The sequence below is a fragment of the Nonomuraea sp. 10N515B genome, assembly GCF_052245915.1.
In the GTDB taxonomy this organism is placed as follows: Bacteria; Actinomycetota; Actinomycetes; order Streptosporangiales; family Streptosporangiaceae; genus Nonomuraea.
In genome coordinates, this window is sequence record NZ_JBQQBQ010000007.1 from 86,734 (window position 1) to 108,309 (window position 21,576).

22 protein-coding genes are annotated in these 21,576 nt (G+C 68.7%); 18 read left to right on the forward strand and 4 right to left on the reverse strand.

The annotated features are described in order from the left end of the window. Positions 1-196: 196 nt before the first annotated feature. The 11 genes from ACTWQA_RS12285 (at position 197) to ACTWQA_RS12335 (ending at position 7,877) form a co-directional block, all read left to right on the forward strand. Positions 197-577: a phage holin family protein gene (locus ACTWQA_RS12285; RefSeq protein WP_443159357.1), complete on the forward strand. Its 381-nt coding sequence runs from the start codon at positions 197-199 to the stop codon at positions 575-577. Further along, positions 574-1,194, forward strand: coding sequence for a DUF3618 domain-containing protein (locus ACTWQA_RS12290; protein WP_443159358.1), 621 nt, complete (start codon positions 574-576; stop codon positions 1,192-1,194). Before ACTWQA_RS12285 ends, ACTWQA_RS12290 begins: the two co-directional genes overlap by 4 nt. Before the next feature lie 56 nt (positions 1,195-1,250). Then, positions 1,251-1,673: a protease inhibitor I42 family protein gene (locus tag ACTWQA_RS12295; RefSeq protein ID WP_443159359.1), complete on the forward strand. Its 423-nt coding sequence runs from the start codon at positions 1,251-1,253 to the stop codon at positions 1,671-1,673. A 10-nt stretch (positions 1,674-1,683) separates the two neighbouring features. Then, complete coding sequence (locus ACTWQA_RS12300) at positions 1,684-2,391, forward strand: DUF1838 family protein (protein ID WP_443159360.1); 708 nt, start codon at positions 1,684-1,686, stop codon at positions 2,389-2,391. Beyond that, positions 2,388-2,792: an HIT family protein gene (locus ACTWQA_RS12305; protein ID WP_443159361.1), complete on the forward strand. Its 405-nt coding sequence runs from the start codon at positions 2,388-2,390 to the stop codon at positions 2,790-2,792. The genes ACTWQA_RS12300 and ACTWQA_RS12305 overlap by 4 nt, the downstream gene beginning before the upstream one ends. Positions 2,793-2,808: 16 nt before the next feature. Next, positions 2,809-3,987, forward strand: a complete 1,179-nt coding sequence (locus tag ACTWQA_RS12310) for a histidine kinase (RefSeq protein WP_443159362.1) — start codon at positions 2,809-2,811, stop codon at positions 3,985-3,987. Between the two features lie 33 nt (positions 3,988-4,020). Then, on the forward strand, positions 4,021-4,770 hold the full coding sequence (locus tag ACTWQA_RS12315; protein ID WP_443159363.1) for a LytR/AlgR family response regulator transcription factor: 750 nt from the start codon (positions 4,021-4,023) through the stop codon (positions 4,768-4,770). After that, a complete protein-coding gene (locus ACTWQA_RS12320; RefSeq protein ID WP_327590823.1) occupies positions 4,767-5,171 on the forward strand; it encodes a hypothetical protein in 405 nt (134 codons plus the stop codon). Before ACTWQA_RS12315 ends, ACTWQA_RS12320 begins: the two co-directional genes overlap by 4 nt. Before the next feature lie 49 nt (positions 5,172-5,220). After that, positions 5,221-6,705, forward strand: coding sequence for a sodium/solute symporter (locus tag ACTWQA_RS12325; protein ID WP_327590824.1), 1,485 nt, complete (start codon positions 5,221-5,223; stop codon positions 6,703-6,705). Positions 6,706-6,858: 153 nt separating this feature from the next. Continuing rightward, positions 6,859-7,503: a type II toxin-antitoxin system antitoxin SocA domain-containing protein gene (locus tag ACTWQA_RS12330; protein WP_443159364.1), complete on the forward strand. Its 645-nt coding sequence runs from the start codon at positions 6,859-6,861 to the stop codon at positions 7,501-7,503. Then, the gene (locus tag ACTWQA_RS12335) at positions 7,503-7,877 is read left to right on the forward strand and encodes a type II toxin-antitoxin system PemK/MazF family toxin (RefSeq protein WP_443159365.1); all 375 of its coding nucleotides are present in this window, start codon (positions 7,503-7,505) and stop codon (positions 7,875-7,877) included. Before ACTWQA_RS12330 ends, ACTWQA_RS12335 begins: the two co-directional genes overlap by 1 nt. A 31-nt stretch (positions 7,878-7,908) precedes the next feature. Here the strand turns inward: ACTWQA_RS12335 and ACTWQA_RS12340 are convergent, their stop codons facing one another. The 4 genes from ACTWQA_RS12340 to ACTWQA_RS12355 all read right to left on the reverse strand — a co-directional run bounded on the left by ACTWQA_RS12340 (position 7,909) and on the right by ACTWQA_RS12355 (position 13,097). Then, the gene (locus ACTWQA_RS12340; protein ID WP_443159366.1) at positions 7,909-8,280 is read right to left on the reverse strand and encodes an acyl-CoA-like ligand-binding transcription factor; all 372 of its coding nucleotides are present in this window, start codon (positions 8,278-8,280) and stop codon (positions 7,909-7,911) included. 383 nt (positions 8,281-8,663) lie between these two features. Then, the gene (locus ACTWQA_RS12345; protein ID WP_443159367.1) at positions 8,664-9,065 is read right to left on the reverse strand and encodes a hypothetical protein; all 402 of its coding nucleotides are present in this window, start codon (positions 9,063-9,065) and stop codon (positions 8,664-8,666) included. 760 nt (positions 9,066-9,825) lie between these two features. Next, positions 9,826-11,991, reverse strand: a complete 2,166-nt coding sequence (locus ACTWQA_RS12350) for a helicase-associated domain-containing protein (protein WP_443159368.1) — start codon at positions 11,989-11,991, stop codon at positions 9,826-9,828. A 113-nt stretch (positions 11,992-12,104) separates the two neighbouring features. After that, entirely contained in the window at positions 12,105-13,097 is a 993-nt protein-coding gene (locus ACTWQA_RS12355) for a LacI family DNA-binding transcriptional regulator (protein WP_443159369.1), read from the reverse strand. An 11-nt stretch (positions 13,098-13,108) separates the two neighbouring features. On the opposite strand from ACTWQA_RS12355, the gene ACTWQA_RS12360 reads away from it, so the two are divergent. From ACTWQA_RS12360 to ACTWQA_RS12390, 7 genes are all read left to right on the forward strand, one after another. Continuing rightward, positions 13,109-14,272, forward strand: a complete 1,164-nt coding sequence (locus ACTWQA_RS12360; protein ID WP_443159370.1) for a trans-sulfuration enzyme family protein — start codon at positions 13,109-13,111, stop codon at positions 14,270-14,272. 51 nt (positions 14,273-14,323) lie between these two features. Further along, a complete protein-coding gene (locus tag ACTWQA_RS12365) occupies positions 14,324-15,586 on the forward strand; it encodes an ABC transporter substrate-binding protein (RefSeq protein WP_443159371.1) in 1,263 nt (420 codons plus the stop codon). Then, positions 15,583-16,467 carry a carbohydrate ABC transporter permease gene (locus tag ACTWQA_RS12370; protein ID WP_305921890.1) on the forward strand — a complete coding sequence of 295 codons (885 nt, stop codon included), beginning with the start codon at positions 15,583-15,585 and terminating at the stop codon, positions 16,465-16,467. Before ACTWQA_RS12365 ends, ACTWQA_RS12370 begins: the two co-directional genes overlap by 4 nt. Next, positions 16,464-17,288: a carbohydrate ABC transporter permease gene (locus ACTWQA_RS12375; RefSeq protein WP_443159372.1), complete on the forward strand. Its 825-nt coding sequence runs from the start codon at positions 16,464-16,466 to the stop codon at positions 17,286-17,288. Before ACTWQA_RS12370 ends, ACTWQA_RS12375 begins: the two co-directional genes overlap by 4 nt. A gap of 128 nt (positions 17,289-17,416) precedes the next feature. After that, entirely contained in the window at positions 17,417-17,917 is a 501-nt protein-coding gene (locus ACTWQA_RS12380) for a DUF485 domain-containing protein (RefSeq protein ID WP_443159569.1), read from the forward strand. Between the two features lie 17 nt (positions 17,918-17,934). Next, positions 17,935-19,533 carry a solute symporter family protein gene (locus ACTWQA_RS12385; RefSeq protein ID WP_443159570.1) on the forward strand — a complete coding sequence of 533 codons (1,599 nt, stop codon included), beginning with the start codon at positions 17,935-17,937 and terminating at the stop codon, positions 19,531-19,533. A gap of 298 nt (positions 19,534-19,831) precedes the next feature. Beyond that, positions 19,832-21,550, forward strand: a complete 1,719-nt coding sequence (locus ACTWQA_RS12390; RefSeq protein WP_443159373.1) for a hypothetical protein — start codon at positions 19,832-19,834, stop codon at positions 21,548-21,550. Positions 21,551-21,576: the final 26 nt, after the last annotated feature.

Here is a 21,576-nt window from a genome sequence, read left to right on the forward strand (position 1 = left end):
GCCGCAGGCCCCGCCGTGCGAGCTCCCGTCCCCGTGGAGTAAGCCGCGGCAACCGGACAACTGGTGCGATGTGCCGAAGGACCCCGTTCTCTCGGTTCTGGGCCTCCTGCTCAAGGGCGGCAAGCGGAAGTAGCGGCGTGTGATAGAAGGCCTTCCGCCTGGGTAGTCGCCTTCCTCAGCGGAGGAGGCGAGCGTCGTGAACGACACCCACAGGTTGGTCAACGATCTCTCCGAGCAGGTCTCCAGGCTCGTCAAGGACGAGTTCCGCCTGGCCAGGATGGAACTCGCGGAGAAAGGCAAGCGCGCGGGCTTCGGCGCGGGCCTGTTCGGCGCGGCCGGCACGGTCGCGTTCCTCGGTGGCGGCACACTGGTGGCGGCCGTCGTCTTGCTCCTCGCTCTGATCATGCCCGGGTGGGCGGCTGCCGCGATCGTGGCGGGAGCGTTGTTCGTCGTCGCCGCCGTGCTCGGCCTGATCGGTAAGAACCAGGTGAAACGAGCCGCGCCGCTGGTCCCCCAAGAGACCGTCGCGAGCGTCAAGGCCGATATCGACATGGTCAAGGGGAGGGTACGGCGATGAGCGAGACCGACCCCGGATACGACAGCGAGCACCACGCGGGCGACGTCGGCGCCCGCAGGGCGAGGGTGGGCACGCCGACCGAGCGTGAGTCGATCAACGTGCCACCGACGAGGCCCGGCGCGGCCGAGAACGCGCAGCGGGCGGAGGCCGCCCGTGAGGAACACGAGACATTCATTCCGGAAGCCCCCATCCGCGACGAACGATCCGAGGCAACGGAAAGCCTGCGTACCGAGGAGGAGTCGCTGCAGCGGACGCACGGGGACGCCGATGACCAGGGAGAGGGCGACGTGCGTAAAGACATCAAGGAAACGCGGCAGGAACTGGGCGACACGGTCGGCGCGCTGGCCGGCAAGGCCGACCTGAAAGGCAAGGCGAGCAACGCCGCCGAGACCGCCAAGGACAAGGCGGGCGAGGCGGTCGAGACGGCCAAGGACAAGGCGGGCGAGGCGGTCGAGGCCGTGAAGTCCAAGGCGGGCGACGCCGCCGAGGCCGTGAAGACCACCGCCACTGACGCCGCCGAGGAGGCGAAGAAGCGGCCCGTGCTGCTCATCGCCGCCGCCGGAGCCGTGGCCGCCTTCGTGGTGCGCCGCATCATGAGGCGCCGCAAGGGCAAGTAGGGCGGACGGTGCCGCCCGGAGCCCCGGGACCGGCCGGAGGCCGATAGCCTGCCGGAATGAGGCTTCGAGCGGCCACCTGGCTCGCCGTGCTGGCCGTCGCGGGATGCGGCGGCGGGACGGCCGTGAGCGACTACGGCATGGTGGTCAAGGGCGCCAAGGGGACGACCGTGGCCGTCGAGGTGCGGCCCGGGCAGCGGTTCTCGTTGGCCGTGGCCGACAACCCGTCGGTAGGCGACGACTGGTCGCTGGTGGCGGTGCCGGACACGAAGGTGGCCTCGTTCATCAGTGAGGAGCACGAGAGCGAGGGCGGCGGCCCCGGCTCCGGCGGCACGACGTACTTCGTCTTCAACCCCAAGCGGCCGGGCACGACCGAGATCCGGTTGTTCAACTGCTGGCGCTGCGGCCAGGACCGGACACCGGCGACCGAGGAGAGCAGGCGGCAGTCCGGTGAGGCGATCTTCGCGGTCACTGTGAAGTAGCCTGCGGATCATGGACTTCATTCGGGTACGCGCCTCCGCCGACGGGGCGGAGACGATCTCGTACTGGACCGGCGACGTCTACGGCTGGCAGGACGACGATGGCCCGCACCACCTGTTCGGGTTCGAAGGGATCAACGTGGCCAGGGCGGTCCAGGCCGACGACGGCTGGCGGCTGCTCACCAGGGAGGCGGCGCTCTACCTCGACCCCCGGACGAGGGAGGTGCTCGACACGTGGGACAACCCGTTCACCGGGCGGGCGGTCGAGGTGCTCCATGTCTTCAACGACCCGGTCAACCAGCGGCTCGGCGCCTACCCCGTGCCGGTGACGCGGCTGGGCGACCAGGTGGTCTACAACGTCGACGTGCGGCTGGCCTACCCGTCGCCGCTCAAGGTCGCCGACTACCCGGAGAACTCGGCGAGCGACACGTACCGGGCGCTGGAGTTGTTCCAGTTCTTCGCCGCTGCGAAGGATCTGGAGTCGGGGATGCCCGACGTGCCGTGCGTATTCTCCTGGTGCCGGGTGTCGCCGTGGCTGCCCTGGATGGCGATGGGGCAGCGCGGCGGCGGGCTGGTCTACCACTGCCGGGGCGCCAAGGTGCCCGAGGTGCCCGCGCGGCTGCGCGAGCGCGTGGGGGAGCGGTTCCTGCACGCGCCCGAGGAAGAGTCCGGGCGGAACATGACGAGCTGGACGGCCTTCGCCGATAGGGTCAAACGGTGAGCAACGACCTGTTCTGCGAGATCATCGCGGGGGAGCGGTCCGCCCACGTGGTGAGCTCCGACGAGGTGGCGGTCTCCTTCCTCGACGCCCGGCCGGTCTTCAAGGGACACGTGCTCGTCGTGCCCAGGGTCCACGTGGAGACGCTGGCCGACCTCGCCGAGGTCGGGCCGTTCTTCGAGCGGGTCCAGGCCATGGCCAGAGCCGTCGAGGCGGCGCTCGAGGCGGGCGGCACGTTCGTGGCCATGAACAACCGCGTCAGCCAGAGCGTGGCCCACCTCCACGTCCATGTGGTGCCGCGCAACAAGAAGGACGGGCTGCGCGGGTTCTTCTGGCCGCGGACGACGTACGACTCCGCCGAGGAGGCAGAGTCGTACCGGGACGTCATCGCCAAGGCCCTCTGAGTTAGGCTCTGACCCCGTGGAGTACCTGGTCGGGGTCGCCGTGGTCGCGGTGCTCCTCGGCGTGCCCGCGATCGTGTTGTGGCGCGTCATGCGGGGCCGCCGCGAGCTGGGCACGAGCCCGGCCGAGCGGGCCACGTTCGTGACCCTGCACACCGCCTCGCTGGCCGGGCCGCCGCTGCGCGCCGGACTCACCGCCGACGGCGCCGAGCGCGCCTCGCGGCACCTGCGCGCGCTGCTGGGCTCGGCGGCGCTGGCCATCACCGACGGCGAGCGGCTGCTCGTCTACGACGGCGCCGGCGACCACCACGCCGACCAGGCGTTCGAGCACGCGGCGGCCACGTTGAAGGACGGCCGCACGCAGGTCCTGACCATCGACTGCGACCTGCTCGAATGCCCGATCAGGCACGCCGTCGTGGTGCCGCTCACCACCGACGACCGGGTCGTCGGCGCGCTGGCCGCCTACGGGCAGAACGCCTCGGCCGGGCTGGTCAGGGCCGCCCAGGAGGTGGCCGGATGGGTGGACTCGCAGCTGGAGCTGGCCGAGCTCGACCGCTCGCGCACGTTGCTCATGGAGGCCGAGGTGCGGGCGCTGCGGGCGCAGATCTCGCCGCACTTCATCTACAACTCGCTCACCACGATCGCCTCGTTCGTGCGCACCGACCCGGAGCGGGCCAGGGAGCTGCTGCTGGAGTTCGCCGACTTCACCCGCTACTCCTTCCGCAGGCACGGCGAGTTCACCACGCTGGCCGAGGAGCTGCGCTCGATCGACCGTTACCTGATCTTGGAGCGGGCCAGGTTCGGCGACCAGCTGCAGGTCACGCTGCGGATTGCACCCGAGGTGCTGCCGGTCGCGGTGCCGTTCCTGTGCCTGCAGCCGCTGGTGGAGAACGCCGTCAGACACGGGCTGGAGAGCCGCAACGGCGTCGGCCGCATCACGATCATCGCCGAGGACGCCGGAGCCGAGTGCCGCATCAGCGTCGAGGACGACGGGCTCGGCATGGACCCCGAGCGACTGCGCCGCATCCTCGCCGGTGACATCGCCTCGGCGGGCGGCGTGGGGCTGGCCAACGTGGACGAGCGGCTGCGCCAGGTGTACGGCGACGAGTATGGCCTGGTCGTCGAAACCGGCGCCGGCGCGGGTACAAAAGTCAACATAAGATTGCCGAAGTATCACCCAGGCGTCTCTGCCCGTTGACCTCGATCTTTGTTGTCGGTTTTATCACTATCTATGGCACAACTCCGGGTTCTCGCGGTCGATGACGAGCTGCCCGCCCTCGAAGACCTGTCGTACCTGCTGCGCGCCGACCCGCGCATCGGCGAAGTGGCCACCGCCAGGGACGGCGCCGCGGCGCTGCGGCTGCTCGACCGCGCCATCGCCGACGGCCGGCCCATCGACGCGGTGTTCCTCGACATCAGGATGCGCGGGCTCGACGGCGTGGTGCTCGGGCGGCTGCTGTCGCAGTTCGCCAACCCGCCCCGGGTGGTGTTCGTGACGGCGTACGAGGAGCACGCCGTGGACGCCTTCGAGATCAAGGCCGAGGACTACCTGCTCAAACCGGTACGCCCGGAGCGGCTGGCCGAGGCGATCCGGCGGGTCGCGGTGTCGGCCGACGTGCCCGTGGAGAGCGGCGAGACCGACACGATCCCGGTCGAGCTGGGCGGGGTGACGCGGTTCGTGTCCAGCGCCGACGTGATCTACGTGGAGGCGCACGGCGACTACGCGCGGCTGCACACCGCGGCCGGCAGCCACCTCGTCCGCATCCCCCTGGCCACGCTGGAGGAACGCTGGGCCTCGGCCGGGTTCGTCCGGGTGCACCGCAGCCACCTGGTCGCCGTCAAGCACATCGAGGAGTTGCACATCGACTCGGGCAAGTGCACCGTGCGGGTGGGCGACACGGAGATCCCGGTCAGCCGCAGGCACACGCGCGAGCTGCGCGACCTGCTGGTCCGCCGGGCCAGGAAGGGCAGGCAGGAATGAGCCCAGAGCCGCGTCCGGCACGCCGCATCATGCGTGAGGCGCCGCGCCGGGTGGCCGTGACGAGCCCGCGCACCGCCGCCGCCCGCCGTCCCCGCTTCCCCGCCACCCGCGAGATCGACGAGCAGACCCGGCTCGGCGAGGTCTACATGCGCTCCCTGCTGCGCACCCAGTTCCGGCTGGCGTTGTTCGTCTGCACCTTGCTGGCCTGCGTGGTCGGCGGCCTGCCGCTGCTGTTCCTGCTCATCCCGGAGCTGCGCGAGGTGCACCTGCTCGGCGTGCCGCTCCCGTGGGCGGTGCTCGCCGGCCTCATCTACCCCGCCTTCGTCATCGGCGCCTGGTGGTACGTCCGCCAGGCCGAGCGCAACGAACGCCACTTCGCCGAACTGGTCGAACGCCGATGATCGAGCGCATCGTCAAGCTGGGGCTCGTGCGGCCGGCGGAGCCGATCGCATGAGCCTGACCGCGGTCCTCGTCGTGGTCGTGGCGGCCGTGCTCATCGGGGCGTTCGGCATCAGGGTCTCCCGCACCACCTCCGACTTCTACGTCGCCTCCCGCACCGTCAGCCCGCTCTGGAACGCCTCGGCCATCGGCGGCGAGTACCTGTCGGGGGCCTCCTTCCTCGGCATCGCCGGGCTCATCCTGTCCTTCGGCGTGGACATGTTGTGGTTGCCCGTCGGCTGGACCGGCGGCTACCTGGTGCTGCTGGTGCTGGTGTCGGCGCCGCTGCGCCGCTCCGGGGCGTACACGCTGCCCGACTTCGCCGAGGCCAGGCTCGAGTCGATGACCGTGCGCCGCACGGCCAGCGTGCTCGTCGTGCTGATCGGCTGGCTCTACCTGATGCCGCAGTTCCAGAGCGCCGGGCTGGTGCTGCGGACGATTACCGGCGCGCCCGTCTGGGTCGGCGGGCTGCTGGTCGCCGTCGTCGTGGCGGTGAACGTGTTGTCGGGCGGCATGCGGTCGATCACGTTCGTGCAGGCGTTCCAGTACTGGCTCAAGCTGACGGCGCTGGCGGTGCCGCTGGTGTTCCTGCTGATGGCCTGGCACGCCGACGGCGCGCCCGGCGTCAGCGCGGCCGACGCCGCCACCTGGCAGGTGCCGCTGGCCGGAGCCAAGGAATACGGGCTGTACTCGACGTACTCGCTGATCCTGGCCACTTTCCTGGGCACCATGGGATTGCCGCACGTGCTCGTGCGCTTCTACACCAACCCCGACGGCCGGGCCGCCCGGCGTACGACGCTGGTGGTGCTGTCGCTGCTCGGCGCCTTCTACCTGCTCCCGGCCGTATACGGCTGGCTCGGCCGCCTCTACACGCCCGGCCTGGCGCGCACGGACACGGTCGTGCTGACGCTGCCCGCCCAGATGATCGGCGGCACCCTGGGCGACGTGCTGACCGCCCTGGTCACCGCCGGGGCGTTCGCCGCGTTCCTGTCCACGTCGTCGGGACTGACCGTGTCCGTGGCGGGAGTGATCGCCCAGGACCTGCTCAAGGGCAGCGTGCGCTCGTTCAGGATCGCCACGCTGATGGCGGTGGCGGTGCCGCTGGTCCTGGCGTTGTGGGCGCGGGCGCTGCCGGTGGCGGACGTGGTGGGGCTGGCGTTCGCGGTGGCCGCCTCGTCGTTCTGCCCGCTGCTCGTGCTGGGCATCTGGTGGCGCCGGCTCACCACCACGGGGGCGCTGGCCGGGCTCTTCGTGGGCGGCGGGCTGGCCTGCGCCGCGGTGCTGGCCACGATCACGGGCGCCCCGAGCGGCTTCACGGCCGCGCTGCTGGCCCAGCCCGCCGCGTGGACGGTGCCTATCGCGTTCGCGGTGATGGTGGCGGTGTCGTTCCTGACCCCGCACCGGGTGCCGTCCGGCGTGGCCAGGACGATGGTCAGGTTGCACACCCCGGAGAACCTCGACCTCGACCGCGGCGACTGGCGCCCGCGTTCGTCATAGAGGGGGCGTAGGGAGTTCGGCATTCAGGCGGATCTCGCCTGCAACTCAGGGTAGCCTCATGAGTATCAGAGAGTTAGCATAGAATGTGCGTTCGATAGCTGAGGTGGTTGGGGGGCGCTGATTGTGGCTCATCCGGTCTCTACACTGGACATTGTGTCGGTCTCTGCGCCTCTCCGCGGCCCCGCCGCAGCCGTTGCCTATCTGCTGGCAACTGCTCGCGCCAGCGGCATGCGCGTCAACCACACCAAGCTCGCCAAGCTTCTCTACCTTGCTGATCTTCGCGCCGTCGATAAGGGGCTCCCGCCGGGATCCGGCGTCGAATGGCGTTGGCGTCACTACGGTCCGCACAGTCTCCGCCTCTCAGAGGTCGAACGGGACTTGTCCGAAGCGGGTGTCATCCAGGTCGAGGAGAGCGCCGATCCTTTCGCCGGATATCGCGAATGCACGGTCCACTTGATCGACGTGCCGCAGATTGTCATCGATTCCGAGTTCGCCGAGATCGTGGACGGTGTTCTCGCTGAGTACGGGCGATGGTCGGCCGGCCAGCTACGTGATCTCACCTATCAGACGGCTCCCATGCAGGAGGCGATCAAGCAGAACCAACGTGAGGTGCGGCTTGATTTGGCCGGTGGACCGCCGCTCCCCGACCTCGGCTCCAGCCTGGCGCGTTTGCACGCCTGGGCCAAGCGCAATCCCCTGCCCGAGGACGAGCCTGGCGGCGTGGATGACTTGGTCGTGGAGAGCCGCCAACTCGCCGAGCACCGGGACGACGCGACCCGGCACCTTCTGGAGGAATAGTGCCGGGTCCCTATGTGGCTGGTGGCGTCTACCTCGTCAGCGACAAGGCCGTACGCCTCATCCCAGAGGAAGAGCGCGTTATCCACGATGAGCGTCGCCCGGTGGTCGTCGTCACGGGCGGTGACTCCAACGGCGATCCCACATGGCCGTTCGTCCTCGCCTGCCCGATCTCCGGCTCGACGTCGCGGCGCACTCGATTCGACGTTCAGCTTGCTAGGGGGCAGGGCGGCGTCATCAAGAAGTGCTGGATCCGGATCCCCGCCGTTCAGCCCCTCCTGAAGACGGCGTTGGAGGATCGGACCGGCACTCTGGAGGAGGATTTGCTCACCCAAGTCCAGGGCCGTCTCGCCCAGTATCTCGGCCTGCTGGGCTGAGCATGGGCTGTGGAACGTGGCGTCTCGCTAGCTAGTCGCTCGGGGCAGTGAACGCTTCGCGTAGGTAGGACAGCGCCTTGGCGCACTCGTCGCTGAGGGTGGTCTGCCGGGTTGATCGGAGCCAGAAGGCGGCGGCGACGCGCATGGCGTCGGTGACGGCGTGGGTGATCACGTGGGCCCTCAGCTCGGCGTCGTGGGTTCGGGGCTCGTGCGCGAGCAGGGCTTCGAAGTGTTCCTGGCCACCGCACCATACGAGCCGGAACAGGCGTGCCTGGAGCGCGGGAACGCTCTGGACCAGCCGGTAGGCGCGCATGGTGTGTTCGGGGTCGCCCGCCGTGAGGCCCAAGAGCATGGCTCGTGCCACCAAATCGACGTCGGACTCGCCGGGCAGGCGCTCGGCCAAGGCTCGGCGGGTCGCCTCCTCGGCGTCGGTGACCCTTTCCTTTCAGATGACGAGCGGGCGACGCTGGAGCGGTGGGCGCGGCGGGCAAACTCAGCGCAAGCGCTGGCCCAGCGTTGCAATGTCGTGCTGGCATGCGCTGACGGCTTGAACACCGGCTGGTCGCCGCCGAACTCGGGATCCATCCCACCACGGCGGGCAAATGGCGCATCCGGTTCGCCCTCAAGCGTCTGGATGTCCTGGTCGATGAGATGGCGTGGCCGACAGTTTTCGGGTGGCTACGTGGCGAGGTCAGAGCTCTGCCGCACTCCAACCCCCACCACCTCTGGTTTCCACGCAGTTGTTGTGCGAGCGCATGCTGGCGCGCTCGCACAACAAGCCTTCCGCTATTCGAATATCGGGACCTCCTGCTGCGTCGCCAGGTCTACCAGCCGTCGATCACCCAGCGGGCTCTTGAGACGCAGTTGGATCGTGCGCGCGTGACCAAAGTCAGTGGTGTCTATTCCTTCCTCCCAAGGGAACAGCGGTTCGCAGTTATCACGAACTTCTATCCCTATTGCCACCTCTGCCGCATACTCAGATACGGTTTGGCCGGTTATTTCTTCACAGGAATTCCCTTGTGAATCCGGACGCATGGTCAAAATGGTGGCATTGATCGTCTTCCCATCGGGGGATATCGTTGCGGACTCGATGTCGAACCAGGCCGGTTGGCGGCCACATGAACTCAAGGCAAGGGCAACAGTGACTGCCGCAACAAGGTACCTAGATGCCCGAGCGGCACCAGTCATTTATGCGCCCTTTCGAGATCAGCTCAGCTTGCGCTTCTTGATATCGCCGCCGAATGCGCTAACTGCACAGCAACGGCGCCTGTGACGAGCAATCCGCTGGCCATGGCGAGGCGTAACCTGCGGGAGCGCGCGGAGGGGAATGGCGCACTTGACTATCCTTTCCACAAGATCGTCTAGAGCCGACGTAAGGCTACGATGGCAATCAACTGCAAGGCAATGCTTGTGTAAGCTGTTGGAGTTTGCTATCCGTCCAGATGTTCGAGAGGTTCACGCAGGTCGCGATGGAACCTCTGAGTTCTCTGTGAGTTGAGCGGGCCGCGAGTTCACCGGGACGGGTAACGATCCGGAGAGCCTTAACGATGATCAGATCGTGTCCGGATTACAGCTCGTCGCGTCGTTGGCCAGCTGTCTTGCATGGCCGTTGGCCATGGTCGTAGCTGTGATCGCTCTGCGTCGTCCCTTCGCTGCAGCGTTCGGTCCAGTGATGCGCGTGTAAGGAGCTGGCCTTGCGGTCGAGCTTGCCGAGGTGGAGCAGCTCGTGAGGGCGTGGGAGCAGGAACTGCTGAGGGCGTAGACAGCCGATGATTTCAGTGATGCTGAGGTGGTCGAGGTGGTGAGGCGCGCCGCCGCGCTTGGATGACACATGGGAGTCGGCTTATGCCGACATCCTCGCCCGTTCATCCGGACCAAGACCGCCCAAGAGATCCTCGAATCACTCGGCCGACTTCCTCACCGGATTAACGGCTTGGGACACTAACTCCTAGAGCAGGTACGCCTTGTTGATCTCGGTGCGTTCGAAGCTGTGGTCCGCATCGCAGTCGTGGCAGTAGCCGCTCACCACGGTGCCGCCGATGGTGAGGTCCTCGATGTAGTGCTCGCGGCGCCGCCACACGATGACGATCACTTCGCCGGTAACGGCGGCCATGGCCAGTGCCTCGTCGGTCGTGCTCGTCTTGCCGCCCTGGAGGATCCCGGTCGCCGCGGAGGCGGCGTCGTCGTGCCGGTAGGCGGCCTCCACCGGGAGGCGCCGGCGACGGGCGGACTCCGCCTTGATCGTCCCGTCTGCGGACACGGCGACCGGCGCGTGGCCCGACCGGCGGAGCAGCCGCAGGGTCTCCTCGGGTGGCAGGGCGCCCAGGGCGACCGTGGGGGCGATCTGCCGCAGGCTCAGCTTGCGGAGCGCCCTGGCGCCGCACAACTCGGCGATGACGGCCGGGTCGCTGGCGATGATCACGCACGGGGTGGCGGCGACCTTGATCGTGCCGTGCTTGCGTGCCGTGTCGGTGACGAGGTAGCGCAGCGGCTGGGGGATCGTCTTGGCGGAGTAGCGGGCGAGGCCGGCGAGCAGGGTGTCGGCGTCCGCGCCCCCGTCCAGCGCCCTTCGTACGCTCTGCTCCGAGAAACGCCACACGCTGGCCCGGTCGCGCGACTCCAGGTCGGCGCAGGCGTTCAGGAAGGCGGCCAGGTCCGGGGCGGGAAGGCCGGAGACGATCGCGGTCAGGTCGTTCTGCAGCGTGGCGGTGGCCGAGGGCGTGGGGAACAACCCGGCCAGATCGCTCCCTGAGGACGGGGCGGACAGCAGGGCGCTGCCCAGCCGGGTCAAGGCGCCGCCGGCGACGATGCCCAGTAGTTCGCCCTCGCGGAGTGCCGCGGACACGAACTCGTCGGCCGCGTGCGCGGAGTCCGCCAAGGCCCGCGTACGCCAGCCCACCGGCGCCCGCAGCCCCGCGGCGTCCGTGCCCAGACCGGACGGCAGGGAGCGGAGCACGTTGAGTACCGCGCGCCGGATCCGGCCCGCCCCGCACTCGAACTCGTAAGGTGGCGGGATCAGCTCCGTATGGTCTGCACAACACCCCAAGACCCGGTATGTCGCCGCCTGCGGCAGCCGGAGCCAGGCGTCGGCCAGGGCCCGCCACCGGGCGTCGGGGGTGCGCGCCAGCCACTCGTCCACCAGTGTGGTGCTGACGAGCCGTTCGTCCGACTCCGAGGCGAGCAGGTCGGCGGCATACGCGATGTCCAGCCACAGAACGGCCTCCTGCTCGGGCACGCCGAGTGCCTTGGAGACGCGCTTGAGCTCGCGGACGCCTACACCGCCGGACTTGAGCTCCGTGATCGGGTCCGTCGCGGCCAGCTCGACCAGGGCCTCAACGCGGTCGATCGCCGGCAGCGCGGCGGCCACGCCGTCGGACTCCGCGCGCGGGCCGGTCGGCACGTCGGGCTGACCGGTCAGCGCCGGTTTCCAGTCGTCGCCGCGCAGGGCCAGCGCCACCTCCCTGGGCATCTCGTAGTTCCAGCCGTCGCGTACCACGAAGCCGGCCTGGACCAGACGCTGCACCGGATGCGCCGAGGATCCGTAGTACAGCTGCTCCAAGACCGGGGGCCCGGCTACCAGGGTCTTGAGGAGCTCTGAGGCCTGGCCGGGCAGGCGGGCGGCCAGGGCCCGTACGGACGCGCCGTCGCGTAGCAGCTCCTCGGCCTGCGTCACCAGGTCGGCCTTGCGGCCCTGGGGGTGGCCGCCGAGCGCCTTCACCATGGCCTTCAATGCCTCGGCGGTGAGCTTCTTCGTGAACGCGCCCAGCGGCCGGCCCAGCCCGAACGGGTACGCCCAGAGGCCCGTGGGGTGCGGCGAACGTACGGCGTCGCCGTCGAGCACGATCAGGCCGCGGCCGGCCAGCGTGCCGAGCACGTCGTCGAGCCGTCCACCGGGGTCGCGCAGGCTCGCGGCCAGCTCGGCGCGGGTGGTCTCGCCATCGGCGGCCTGTATGGCCTGGCTGACGGTGTGGCAGTCGGCGTCCAGGTCGAGCAGGACGGGGATGGCCAGGTCGGGCCTGGCCAGCAGGCGTTCGAGCACCTCCAGCGAGGGCGCCACGGCCAGCTCCGGCCTGTTGCGAAGGAGACGGGTGAGGTCGGCGGTCACAAGAGGCACGAACCGACTGTAGCGGGGTGAGCACCGCGCCCGGACAAGGAAGCGCACTCAAGCCGGCCCCGGGGGACATCTGAGCCGCTACGCGGCATATCCGGGCTCTCTTTCGCGTGAGGTCAGGGAGGTGGCAGCTCGCCCGAGCCCCTGGCCACCAGTTCCACCGGCACCTTCACCCGGCGTGGCGCCGGCGAGGGGTTCAGCAGGAGGTCCACCGCGCTGTGAGCCAGGCGGGCCACGTCGTAGCGGACCACCGTCACCCCCGGGTTGAACACATCCGCGAGCGCGAAGTCGTCGAACCCCACGTACGCCGGCCGCTCCGGCCGCTCCCGCAGCGCATGCAGGATCCCGATCGCGGCCCGGTTGTTGGTGGCGAAGAACGCCGTCGGCGGATCCTCCAGGTCCAAAAGCCTGGTGACCTCGCGGGACACCCGCCACGGATCGAAGACCCCCCGCACCACCAGCGTCTCGTCTGCGGTCACCCCGGCCGCGTCGAGCGCCGTGCGGAAGCCGGTGGCCCGGTCGTGCACCGAGCTCAGCCCGTCGTCGTCGGAGATCAGCGCGATCCGGCGATGCCCGCGGGCCAGCAGGTGCTCGGTGGCCGCGCGGCCGCCCCGTACGTCGTCGAGGACGACGACGTCCGCCGCCTCGAGCCCCCGCGGCACGCGGTCCACGAAGACCATGCGCAGGGTCGTGTGCTCGGCCAGCCAGGCGTGGTCGGCCGCCGAAGGGACCACGATCAGGGAGTCGACGCCGCGTGCGGACATGGACTCGATGAGCATGCGTTCCTTGTCCGGGCTCTCCTCGTACGAGCCGAACACCACCAGCGCCTCGTGCTCGGCCGCGGCGGCCTCCACGGCGGCGGCCAGGCGCGAGTAGAACTCGTTGGAGATGTTCTCCATCACCAGGCCCAGCGTCAGCATCGTCGCGCCCCTGGCCAGGCGGGCGGCGGCCTCGTTGCGGCGGTAGCCGAGCGCGCTGATGGCCGCCTGCACCCGCTGCTGCAGCGACGCCCGGACGTGCGGCTCCTGGTTGACGACCCGGGAGACGGTCTTCAGGCTCACCCCCGCGTGCTGGGCCACGTCCGCCATGGTCGGCTTGCGTGTTGTCATACTCTGCCCCCATGGATGACGAATGGATCTGTGGCCGGTTGGGCGAGGACGAGCCCTGGGTGCTGGGCGCGATCAACCCGCCGGTGTTCGAGAACTCGCTGTTCACGTTCGCGACCGCGCAGGAGCTCGGCGAGGCGGTCAGGAACGAGGACGAGCGGTACGTCTACTGGCGGGGGACCAACCCGACGGTCGATCTCGCCCAGCGTAAGCTGGCCGCGCTGGAGCGGGGAGAGCGGGCCAAGTGTTTCGGCTCCGGGATGGGCGCCATCTCGGCGACGATCTCGTCGCTCGTGTCGGCCGGCGACCACGTGCTGGTGCTGGGCGCGGTGTATGGGCCGACCACGCAGTTCCTGCGTTACCTGGAGAAGTTCGGCGTCACGCATACGCACGTCGGCGACCTCGCGGAGGGTGACAGCGCTATCAGGGCGGACACGCGCCTACTCTACTTCGAGTCCCCCTCCTACATGGCCTACGCGGTCGTCGACATCGCCGAGGTGACGGGGTGGGCGCGCGAGCGCGGGCTGGTGACCGTGATGGACAACACCTGGTCCACGCCGATCTTCCAGAAGCCGCTGACGATGGGCGTCGACCTGGTCGTGCACTCGTTGTCGAAGTACATCGGCGGGCACAGCGATCTCGTCGGCGGCGTGGTCGTGGGTCCCTCGCGGCTGATCCGGCCGCTGGCGCTGACGGAATACCAGCTGTACGGGGCCGCGATGTCGCCGCACGACGCGGCCAAGGTGATCAAGGGGTTGCGCACGCTGCCCGTGCGGATGGCGGCGCACCAGGAGCGAGGGCTGGCGGTGGCGGGCTTTCTGGCCGATCATCCGGCCGTGCGGGTGGTCAACCATCCGGGGTTGCCGTCACACCCGGGGCATGCCGTCGCCCTGCGGCAGATGTCGGGGTTCTCCAGCTTGTTCAGCATCGAGCTGGCGACCGAATCGCGGGAAGAGGTCGCGATCTTTCTCGATAAATTGCGACATTTCAGAATCGGCGTGTCCTGGGGTGGGTTCGAGAGTCTGGTGAACGCACCCGCCCTGTCCACCGAGGAGAGCGTACGGGCCACCATGGGCATCCCGGTCGGCCTCGTCCGCCTCTCGGTCGGCCTGGAGCCGGCGGACACTTTGATCAAGGATCTCGGTCTAGCGCTGGAAGGCGTGGGTCGCCTAGCGTGACTGACAGCGCTGTCCAAACCAGCGCTGTCAGCAACACGCGGGAGGCTCCCCATGACAAAGCCCCTCCTGGCGGCCGCGGTCGCCACCACGCTGGTGCTCACCGGCTGCGGCTCCGGCTCCGGCTCGTCGTCCTCGGGAGAGGTACGACTCCGCATGATCGAGAGTTTGACCAGCCCCGAACGCACGAAGCTCATCAAGACCCTCATCGCCGACTTCGAGAAGGCCAACCCGGGCGTCACGGTCGAGCTCGTCTCGCCGCCGCTCGACAGCGCCGACCAGAAGATCACCCAGATCCTGCAGACCAAGAAGGATCTGGACGTGCTGGAAGTACGCGACCACACGGCCAAGTCCTTCTCCAACAACGGCTGGCTGGCCGAGCTGCCCACCGTCGAGTGGCCCGGCTGGTCGGACCTGACCGAGCTGGCCCAGAAGAAGGCCGTGGAGGTCGGGGGCAAGGCATACCTGATCCCGTACGGCTTCTACCAGCGCACGCTGTTCTACCGTACGGACTACGGCATGACCCAGCCCCCGACGACCTGGGAGGAGCTCTACGCGGCCGGCAAGCAGATGACCTCGGGCGACCGCTACGGCTACTCCTTCAGGGGCGGCAAGGGTGGCGCTGACTACGCGGTGATGATGATCAGCGCGTACAACGGCGAGTCCCTCAACCCCGAGAAGTCCTTCTACCTGAAGGACAAGCGCACGATCTTCTCCACGCCCGAGGCCGCCCAGGCCATGGAGCTCTACGTCAAGATCTTCAAGGAGGCGTCGCCGCCCGACTCGGTGTCCTGGGGCTACCCCGAGATGGTCCAGGGCTTCACCTCGGGCGTCACCGGCATGCTCATCCAGGACCCGGAAGTGATCAAGACGGTCGAGGACAGCGGCGTCACCGCCTGGTCCACCGCCCCCATCCCCAAGGGCCCCACCGGGTACGCCTTCCAGCCCGTCGGCTACGCCGGCTGGGGCGCCACCTCCTTCACCAAGCACCCCAAGGAGGCGGTCAAGCTCGTGCAGTTCCTGTCGGAGGCCAAGCAGAGCATCGCCTTCGCCAAGGGCAACTCGCTCATCCCCATCTCCAAGCAGGCGCAGAGCGACCCGCAGTTCTCGCAGGGTGCGTGGAAGGCCTACCTGCAAGCGCAGCAGGACCCCAAGCAGGTGATCACGATCAGGCCGGTCGACTACCCCGGCTGGAGCCAGTTCCTCGTCGACTCCGACCGTGACGTCCAGGCGCTGATCACCGGCAAGACGACCGTCGCCGACGTGCTCAAGTCGTGGGACGCCTTCTGGACGGATCAGGCCAAGAAGGTTTCATGAGGACCTTCAACGTCCGAAGGGCCAGGTTCATCGCGCTGTGCCTGCTGCCGGGCGTCGTGTTCGTGGCGCTGTTCACGTACTACCCGGTGCTCCGCGGCGCGGTGATGGCCTTCCAGCAGTACAACCTGTTCGACCTCACCTCGACGCCCTTCGTCGGACTGGAGAACTTCCGTGCCGTGCTGGGCGAGGACCGGTTCTGGACGGCGCTGCGGAACACCGGCACGTGGGTGGTCGTGTCGCTGTTCTTCCAGTTCTTCCTGGGGTTCGGGCTGGCGCTGCTGCTGCGGCGGCACTTCCGGGGGCGCGGCCTCTACCAGGCGTGGGTGTTCTTCCCGTGGGCCATGTCCGGGTTCCTCATCGGGCTCCTGTGGCGGTGGATGTTCAACGGGCAGTTCGGCGTGATCAACGACCTGCTGCTCAAGACGGGGATCATCGACCAGCGCATCGGCTTCCTGGCCTCGCCGGGGTGGGCGATGACGTCGGTGATCGTGGCCAACGTCTGGTACGGCGTGACGTTCTTCGCCATCATGATCATGGCCGCGCTGCAGTCGGTCCCGAAGGAGCTGTACGAGGCGGCATCCGTGGACGGGGCCTCGCGGCTGCGGCAGTTCTGGCACGTGACGCTGCCGCACATCCGGCCCACGCTGGCGCTCATCGTGTTGCTGCGGATCATCTGGATCCTGAACTTCCCGGATCTCATCTATTCGATGACCGGCGGCGGCCCCGCCGGCAGCACCGACATCATCACGACCTTCCTCATCCAGCAGGTCATCGGCGGAGACTACGGCCGGGCCGGCGCGGTGGGCCTGCTGATCCTGGGTCTGCTGCTGTCCTTCAGCGTCTTCTACCTCAACGCCACGAGATTCGAGAAGTCCCGATGAGACGTGTCGCGACGCTCGCCAAAGTGGTCGTGCTGACCGCCTGGCTGCTGATCACCCTCTTCCCCCTCTACTGGATCGTCATCACCTCGCTCAAGCCCAAGCCCGAGATCTTCGCGGTGCCGCTCAAGTACTGGCCCGGCACGGTGACGTTCGAGCACTACGCCGAGCTGTTCTCCTTCGCCGACTTCGGGACGTATCTGCTCAACAGCCTCATGGTCTCCCTCGTGGCGGCCGGGTCGGTGACGGCCATCGGAGTGCTCGGCGGCTACACCCTGGCCCGCTTCGCCTACCCCGGCCGGGGGATGCTGATGCTGGCGTTCCTGGTCACCCAGATGATCCCGCTGTTCATCGCGCTCGGCCCGCTCTACCTGCTGATGTCCGACCTCGACCTGCTCAACCGGCTCGCCGGGCTCATGCTCGTGTACGTCGCCATGCTGGTGCCGTTCTCCACGATCATCATGCGCGGCTTCTACGAGCGGGTGCCGGTCGCGCTGGAAGAAGCCGCGCAGGTGGACGGGGCGTCGCGCCTGGTGGCCATGGTCCGGGTGGTGATGCCGGTCATGCTGCCGGGCATCGCGGCGACGTTCATCTTCGCCTTCGTGCAATGTTGGAACGAGTTGTTCCTGGCGATCACGTTTATCGACAGCGAGGACGCCAAGACGATCCCGGTGGCCATGAACTCCTTCATCACCCAATACGACATTGATTGGGGATCTATGGCCGCCGCGACTGTGGTGTCGGTCTTGCCCACGCTCGTGATGTTCGCCGCCATCCGCCGCTACATCGTCGAAGGGCTGACGGCCGGAGCGGTCAAGGGCTGACGCATGACGGATGCCCTGCACGGTGCCGGCAGCCCGGTCGCGACCAGGACCCGCCACAGCGGCTCACGGCGCACCTGTGCCGCGCTCGGTTGCAAGCGGTGGCCGAGCAAGGGGGCAGCCGGCATGTGATGGAAAGGAATAGCCGACCGTTCGTCGTGCAGGAAGGACCTTTCATCGCAGACCCGGACCAACTAATCGCCGCACGCCGTCGGCTCAGCGAACAACCCAGCTACAGATCTCCACGCCGGGTAGGTTGCGCTCTTACCTTGAGCGTGATCCGCATCACAGTGGAGGGTCCCGTGACAACAAGAGAACATGATGCATCGGTATACGAACAAGTCCAGGAGAGCACCGAGTTCCAAGATCTGAAGAAACGATTCCGCGCCTGGACTTTCCCCATGACCGTGGCGTTCCTCGCGTGGTACCTGCTGTACGTCGTGCTGTCCGGGTGGGCGCGCGACTTCATGGGGATCAAGCTGTTCGGGGAGATCAACGTCGGACTCATCTTCGGCTTGCTCCAGTTCCTGTCCACGTTCTGGATCGCGTGGGCGTACGCGAGGCACGCCGAGAAGAAGCTGGACCCGATCGCCGACAAGCTGCGTCACGAGGTTGAGGAGAAGTCCAAGTGAGCTCGACCACGCTGGGAATGATCCTCTTCCTCACCTTCGTCGCCGCGACGCTGGGGATCACGTTCTGGGCGAGCCGCCAGACGAAGACGGCCGCCGACTACTACGCGGGCGGCCGGTCGTTCACCGGCGTGCAGAACGGCCTGGCCATCGGCGGCGACTACATGTCGGCCGCGTCCTTCCTCGGCATCGCGGGCATCATCGCCTTGTCCGGCTATGACGGGTTCCTGTACTCGATCGGGTTCCTCGTCGCCTGGCTCGTGGCGTTGCTGCTGGTGGCCGAGCTGATGCGGAACTCCGGCAAGTTCACCATGGCCGACGTGCTGGCGTTCAGGATGAGCCCGCGGCCGGTCCGCACCGCCGCCGGCGTGTCCACGATCGTGGTGAGCATCTTCTACCTGCTGGCGCAGATGGTCGGCGCGGGCGCGCTGGTCGGCCTGCTGCTCGGCATCACCACTCCGGCGGGCAAGGCGTGGACGATCGTCGGCGTGGGCGCGCTGATGATCGTGTACGTGGTGTTCGGCGGCATGAAGGGCACCACCTGGGTCCAGATCGTCAAGGCCGTGCTGCTGATGAGCGGTGCCGCGCTGGTGACGGCGCTGGTGCTGGGCAAGTTCGGCTTCAACCTGTCGGCGCTGCTCGGCCAGGCCGCCACCACCAGCGGCCCGAAGGCCAACCCCGGCAACTTCCTCATCCCCGGGCTGAAATACGGCACTGACGCCCAGGGTCTGGCCGGCAAGATCGACCTCATCAGCTTGGGTCTGGCGCTGGTGCTCGGGACGGCGGGCCTGCCGCACATCCTCATCCGCTTCTACACCGTCCCCACCGCCAAGGACGCCCGCAAGTCGGTCCTGTGGGGCATCGGCATCATCGGCACGTTCTACCTGCTGACCCTCATCCTCGGCTTCGGTGCGGCGGCCCTGGTCGGCAAGGACGCCATCGTCGCGGGCGACAAGGCGGGCAACACCGCGGCGCCCCTGCTGGCCCAGGCCGTCGGCCAGGACATCTTCGGCGATGTCGGCGGCACGCTCCTGCTGGCGCTCATCGGGGCCGTGGCCTTCGCCACGATCCTGGCCGTGGTCGCCGGCCTCACCCTCGCCTCCTCCTCCAGCTTCTCCCACGACCTGTACGCGCACGTCTTCAAGCGCGGCAATGCGACGGAGCGGCAGGAGGTCGTGGTGGCCCGCATCTCCGCGCTGGTCATCGGCGCCGTCGCGATCGGCCTGGGCATCCTCGCCCAGGGTCAGAACGTGGCGTTCCTGGTGGCGCTGGCGTTCGCTGTGGCGGCCTCGGGCAACCTGCCCGCGATCCTCTACAGCCTGTTCTGGAAGCGGTTCAACACGGCGGGCGCCGTGTCGGCGATCTACGGTGGCCTCGTCTCCGCCCTGGTGCTGGTGATCTTCTCGCCGGTGGTGTCCGGCGGCGAGACGGCGCTCTTCAAGACGGCCGACTTCGCCTGGTTCCCGCTGAGCAACCCGGGCATCCTGTCCATCCCGATCGGCTTCCTGTGCGGCTACCTCGGCACGATCATGAGCAAGGAGTACAACGCCGCCAAGTACGCCGAGATCGAGGTCCGCTCGCTGACCGGCGTCGGTGCGGAGAAGGCCGTCCAGCACTGAGTCCCTGCCCCCCAACGAGGCGCCACCTGCCCTGAGGCGCCTCCCCGCCGAAGGCGCCCCACCCCCCGCCCGGGGCGTCTTCCGCGCCGAGGGCCCGGCCTCCTCGCGAGGCCGGGCCCTCCTGCTCTTCCACTCCCCACCAGGCGTGTGCTGCGACCGGCCCGGGTTCAGGCTTATCCACATCGACTACGCGACCGGCGTACGGACCATCAAGAATTCCGGGTGATACTACGCCAGGCTCATCGCAGGGGGCGGCACCGCTCCCGACCTGCCCAGGATCGAGGCATTCGGCCAACACATGCGCATCACCACCACCGACCAGGCCTATCACCTGGACAGCGGGCACTACCGGCTGACCGTCTCCCGTACCGACCCCAGCGCCGAGCTGGAAGGCTGGATGACGCTCAGCCTCCTCGCCTCCGTCGGCACCGCGAACGGGCGGGACGAGACGTACGAGACGCTCCCGACCGTGCTCGTCGAGCGCGGCAACGTGGCGATCTTCGATGTCCCGCAGCGCACGACCGCGTGGGAGACGAAGATCGTCCGGCTGACCTGCACCCCCGAGACGATCGCGCTGGAGGTGCGGGTCGAGGGCGACGGCGTGCTCGGCGACGTGACGCTGATGGGCGGGCGGGCCGTGCTCAACAGGGGCGCGGCCGGCACGTTCCGCAGCGGGCTGCATGCCCGTGGCGTCTTCAACCCCACCCCCACCCATCCCGTGCAGGTCGTGCGGCCGGTGTCCGTGCCGCTCGCGCTCACCGTGATCGGCGACGCCTCGCCGGGCCGGCTGCACGCGGTCTTCTCGCCGCCGCCGCTGGTCCTGGCCTTCACCAAGGAGGAGCCGGACGGCGCGACCGCCGTGCCGGACGGGCCGTGGCTGGGGGCCTCGGTACGCGCCGGGGTCGCCGACCTGACCTTCACCGAGCTCGCGTACGAGCCGCTCGACGGCGGGGTGATGCTGCGCTTCGACTACGAGTGCCACACGGTGGTGCGCGGCTCATGGACGTCACCCGCGGTCGTCTTCCGCACCGCGTCCTCCCCGTGGGAGGCGATCGCGCAGCACCGCGACGACCTGGTCGCGCACGGCCTGGCGCCCTCCGGGCCCGTCCACGAGCGGCACGACTGGTGGAGCGAGCCGATCTTCTGCGGCTGGGGGGCGCAGTGCGCCGGAGCTCGCAGAGCGGATGGGCGGTCGCCGGTGGACCTGTCCCGACAGGACCTCTACGACGAGTGGCTGGCCAGGCTCGAACGCCACGGCGTCGTGCCGGGGACCGTCGTCATCGACGACCGCTGGCAGCTGACGTACGGGGACATGGAGCCCGATCCGGCGAAATGGCCCGCGCTGCGCGAGTGGATCGCGGCCAGGCATGCACGCGGGCAGCGGGTGCTGCTGTGGTGGCGGGCCTGGTCGGCCGACGGGCTGCCGGCCGAGGAGTGCGTGCTCGACGCCGGCGGCCGGGCCGTGGCCGCTGACCCATCGAACCCCGCCTACCGGCTCCGCGTCCAGCGGATCATGGAGCGGCTGCTGGGCGACCTCGGGGCCGACGGCTTCAAGATCGACTTCACGCAGTGGTTCCCCAGCGGGTCGCATCTGAAGTCGTACGGCTCGACCTGGGGCCTGGCCCTCCTGCACGAGCTGCTCGCCACCATGTACGACGCCGCCAAACGCGTCAAACCCGATGCGCTGATGGTCACTCACACGCCGCATCCCGCCTTCGGGGACGTCACCGACATGGTCCGGCTCAACGACGTGCTCGAGTACGACGCCCGTGGCGAGCTCGTGCCGGCCGTCGACCAGCTCCGCTTCCGCCATGCGGTCGCCGCCCACGCCATGCCCGGCCATCTGATCGACACCGACCAGTGGCCGATGCCGAGCAGGGCGGACTGGCTGGCCTACGCCGAGGCGCAGCCGTCGCTCGGCGTGCCCGCGCTGTACTACGCCGAGCGCATCGACAACTCCCTGGAGGAGATCACCGGAGCGGACCTCGAACTGGTCGCGAGGTGGTGGCGGCGATGAGGCGGGCCGCCAGGGCATCGATTGTG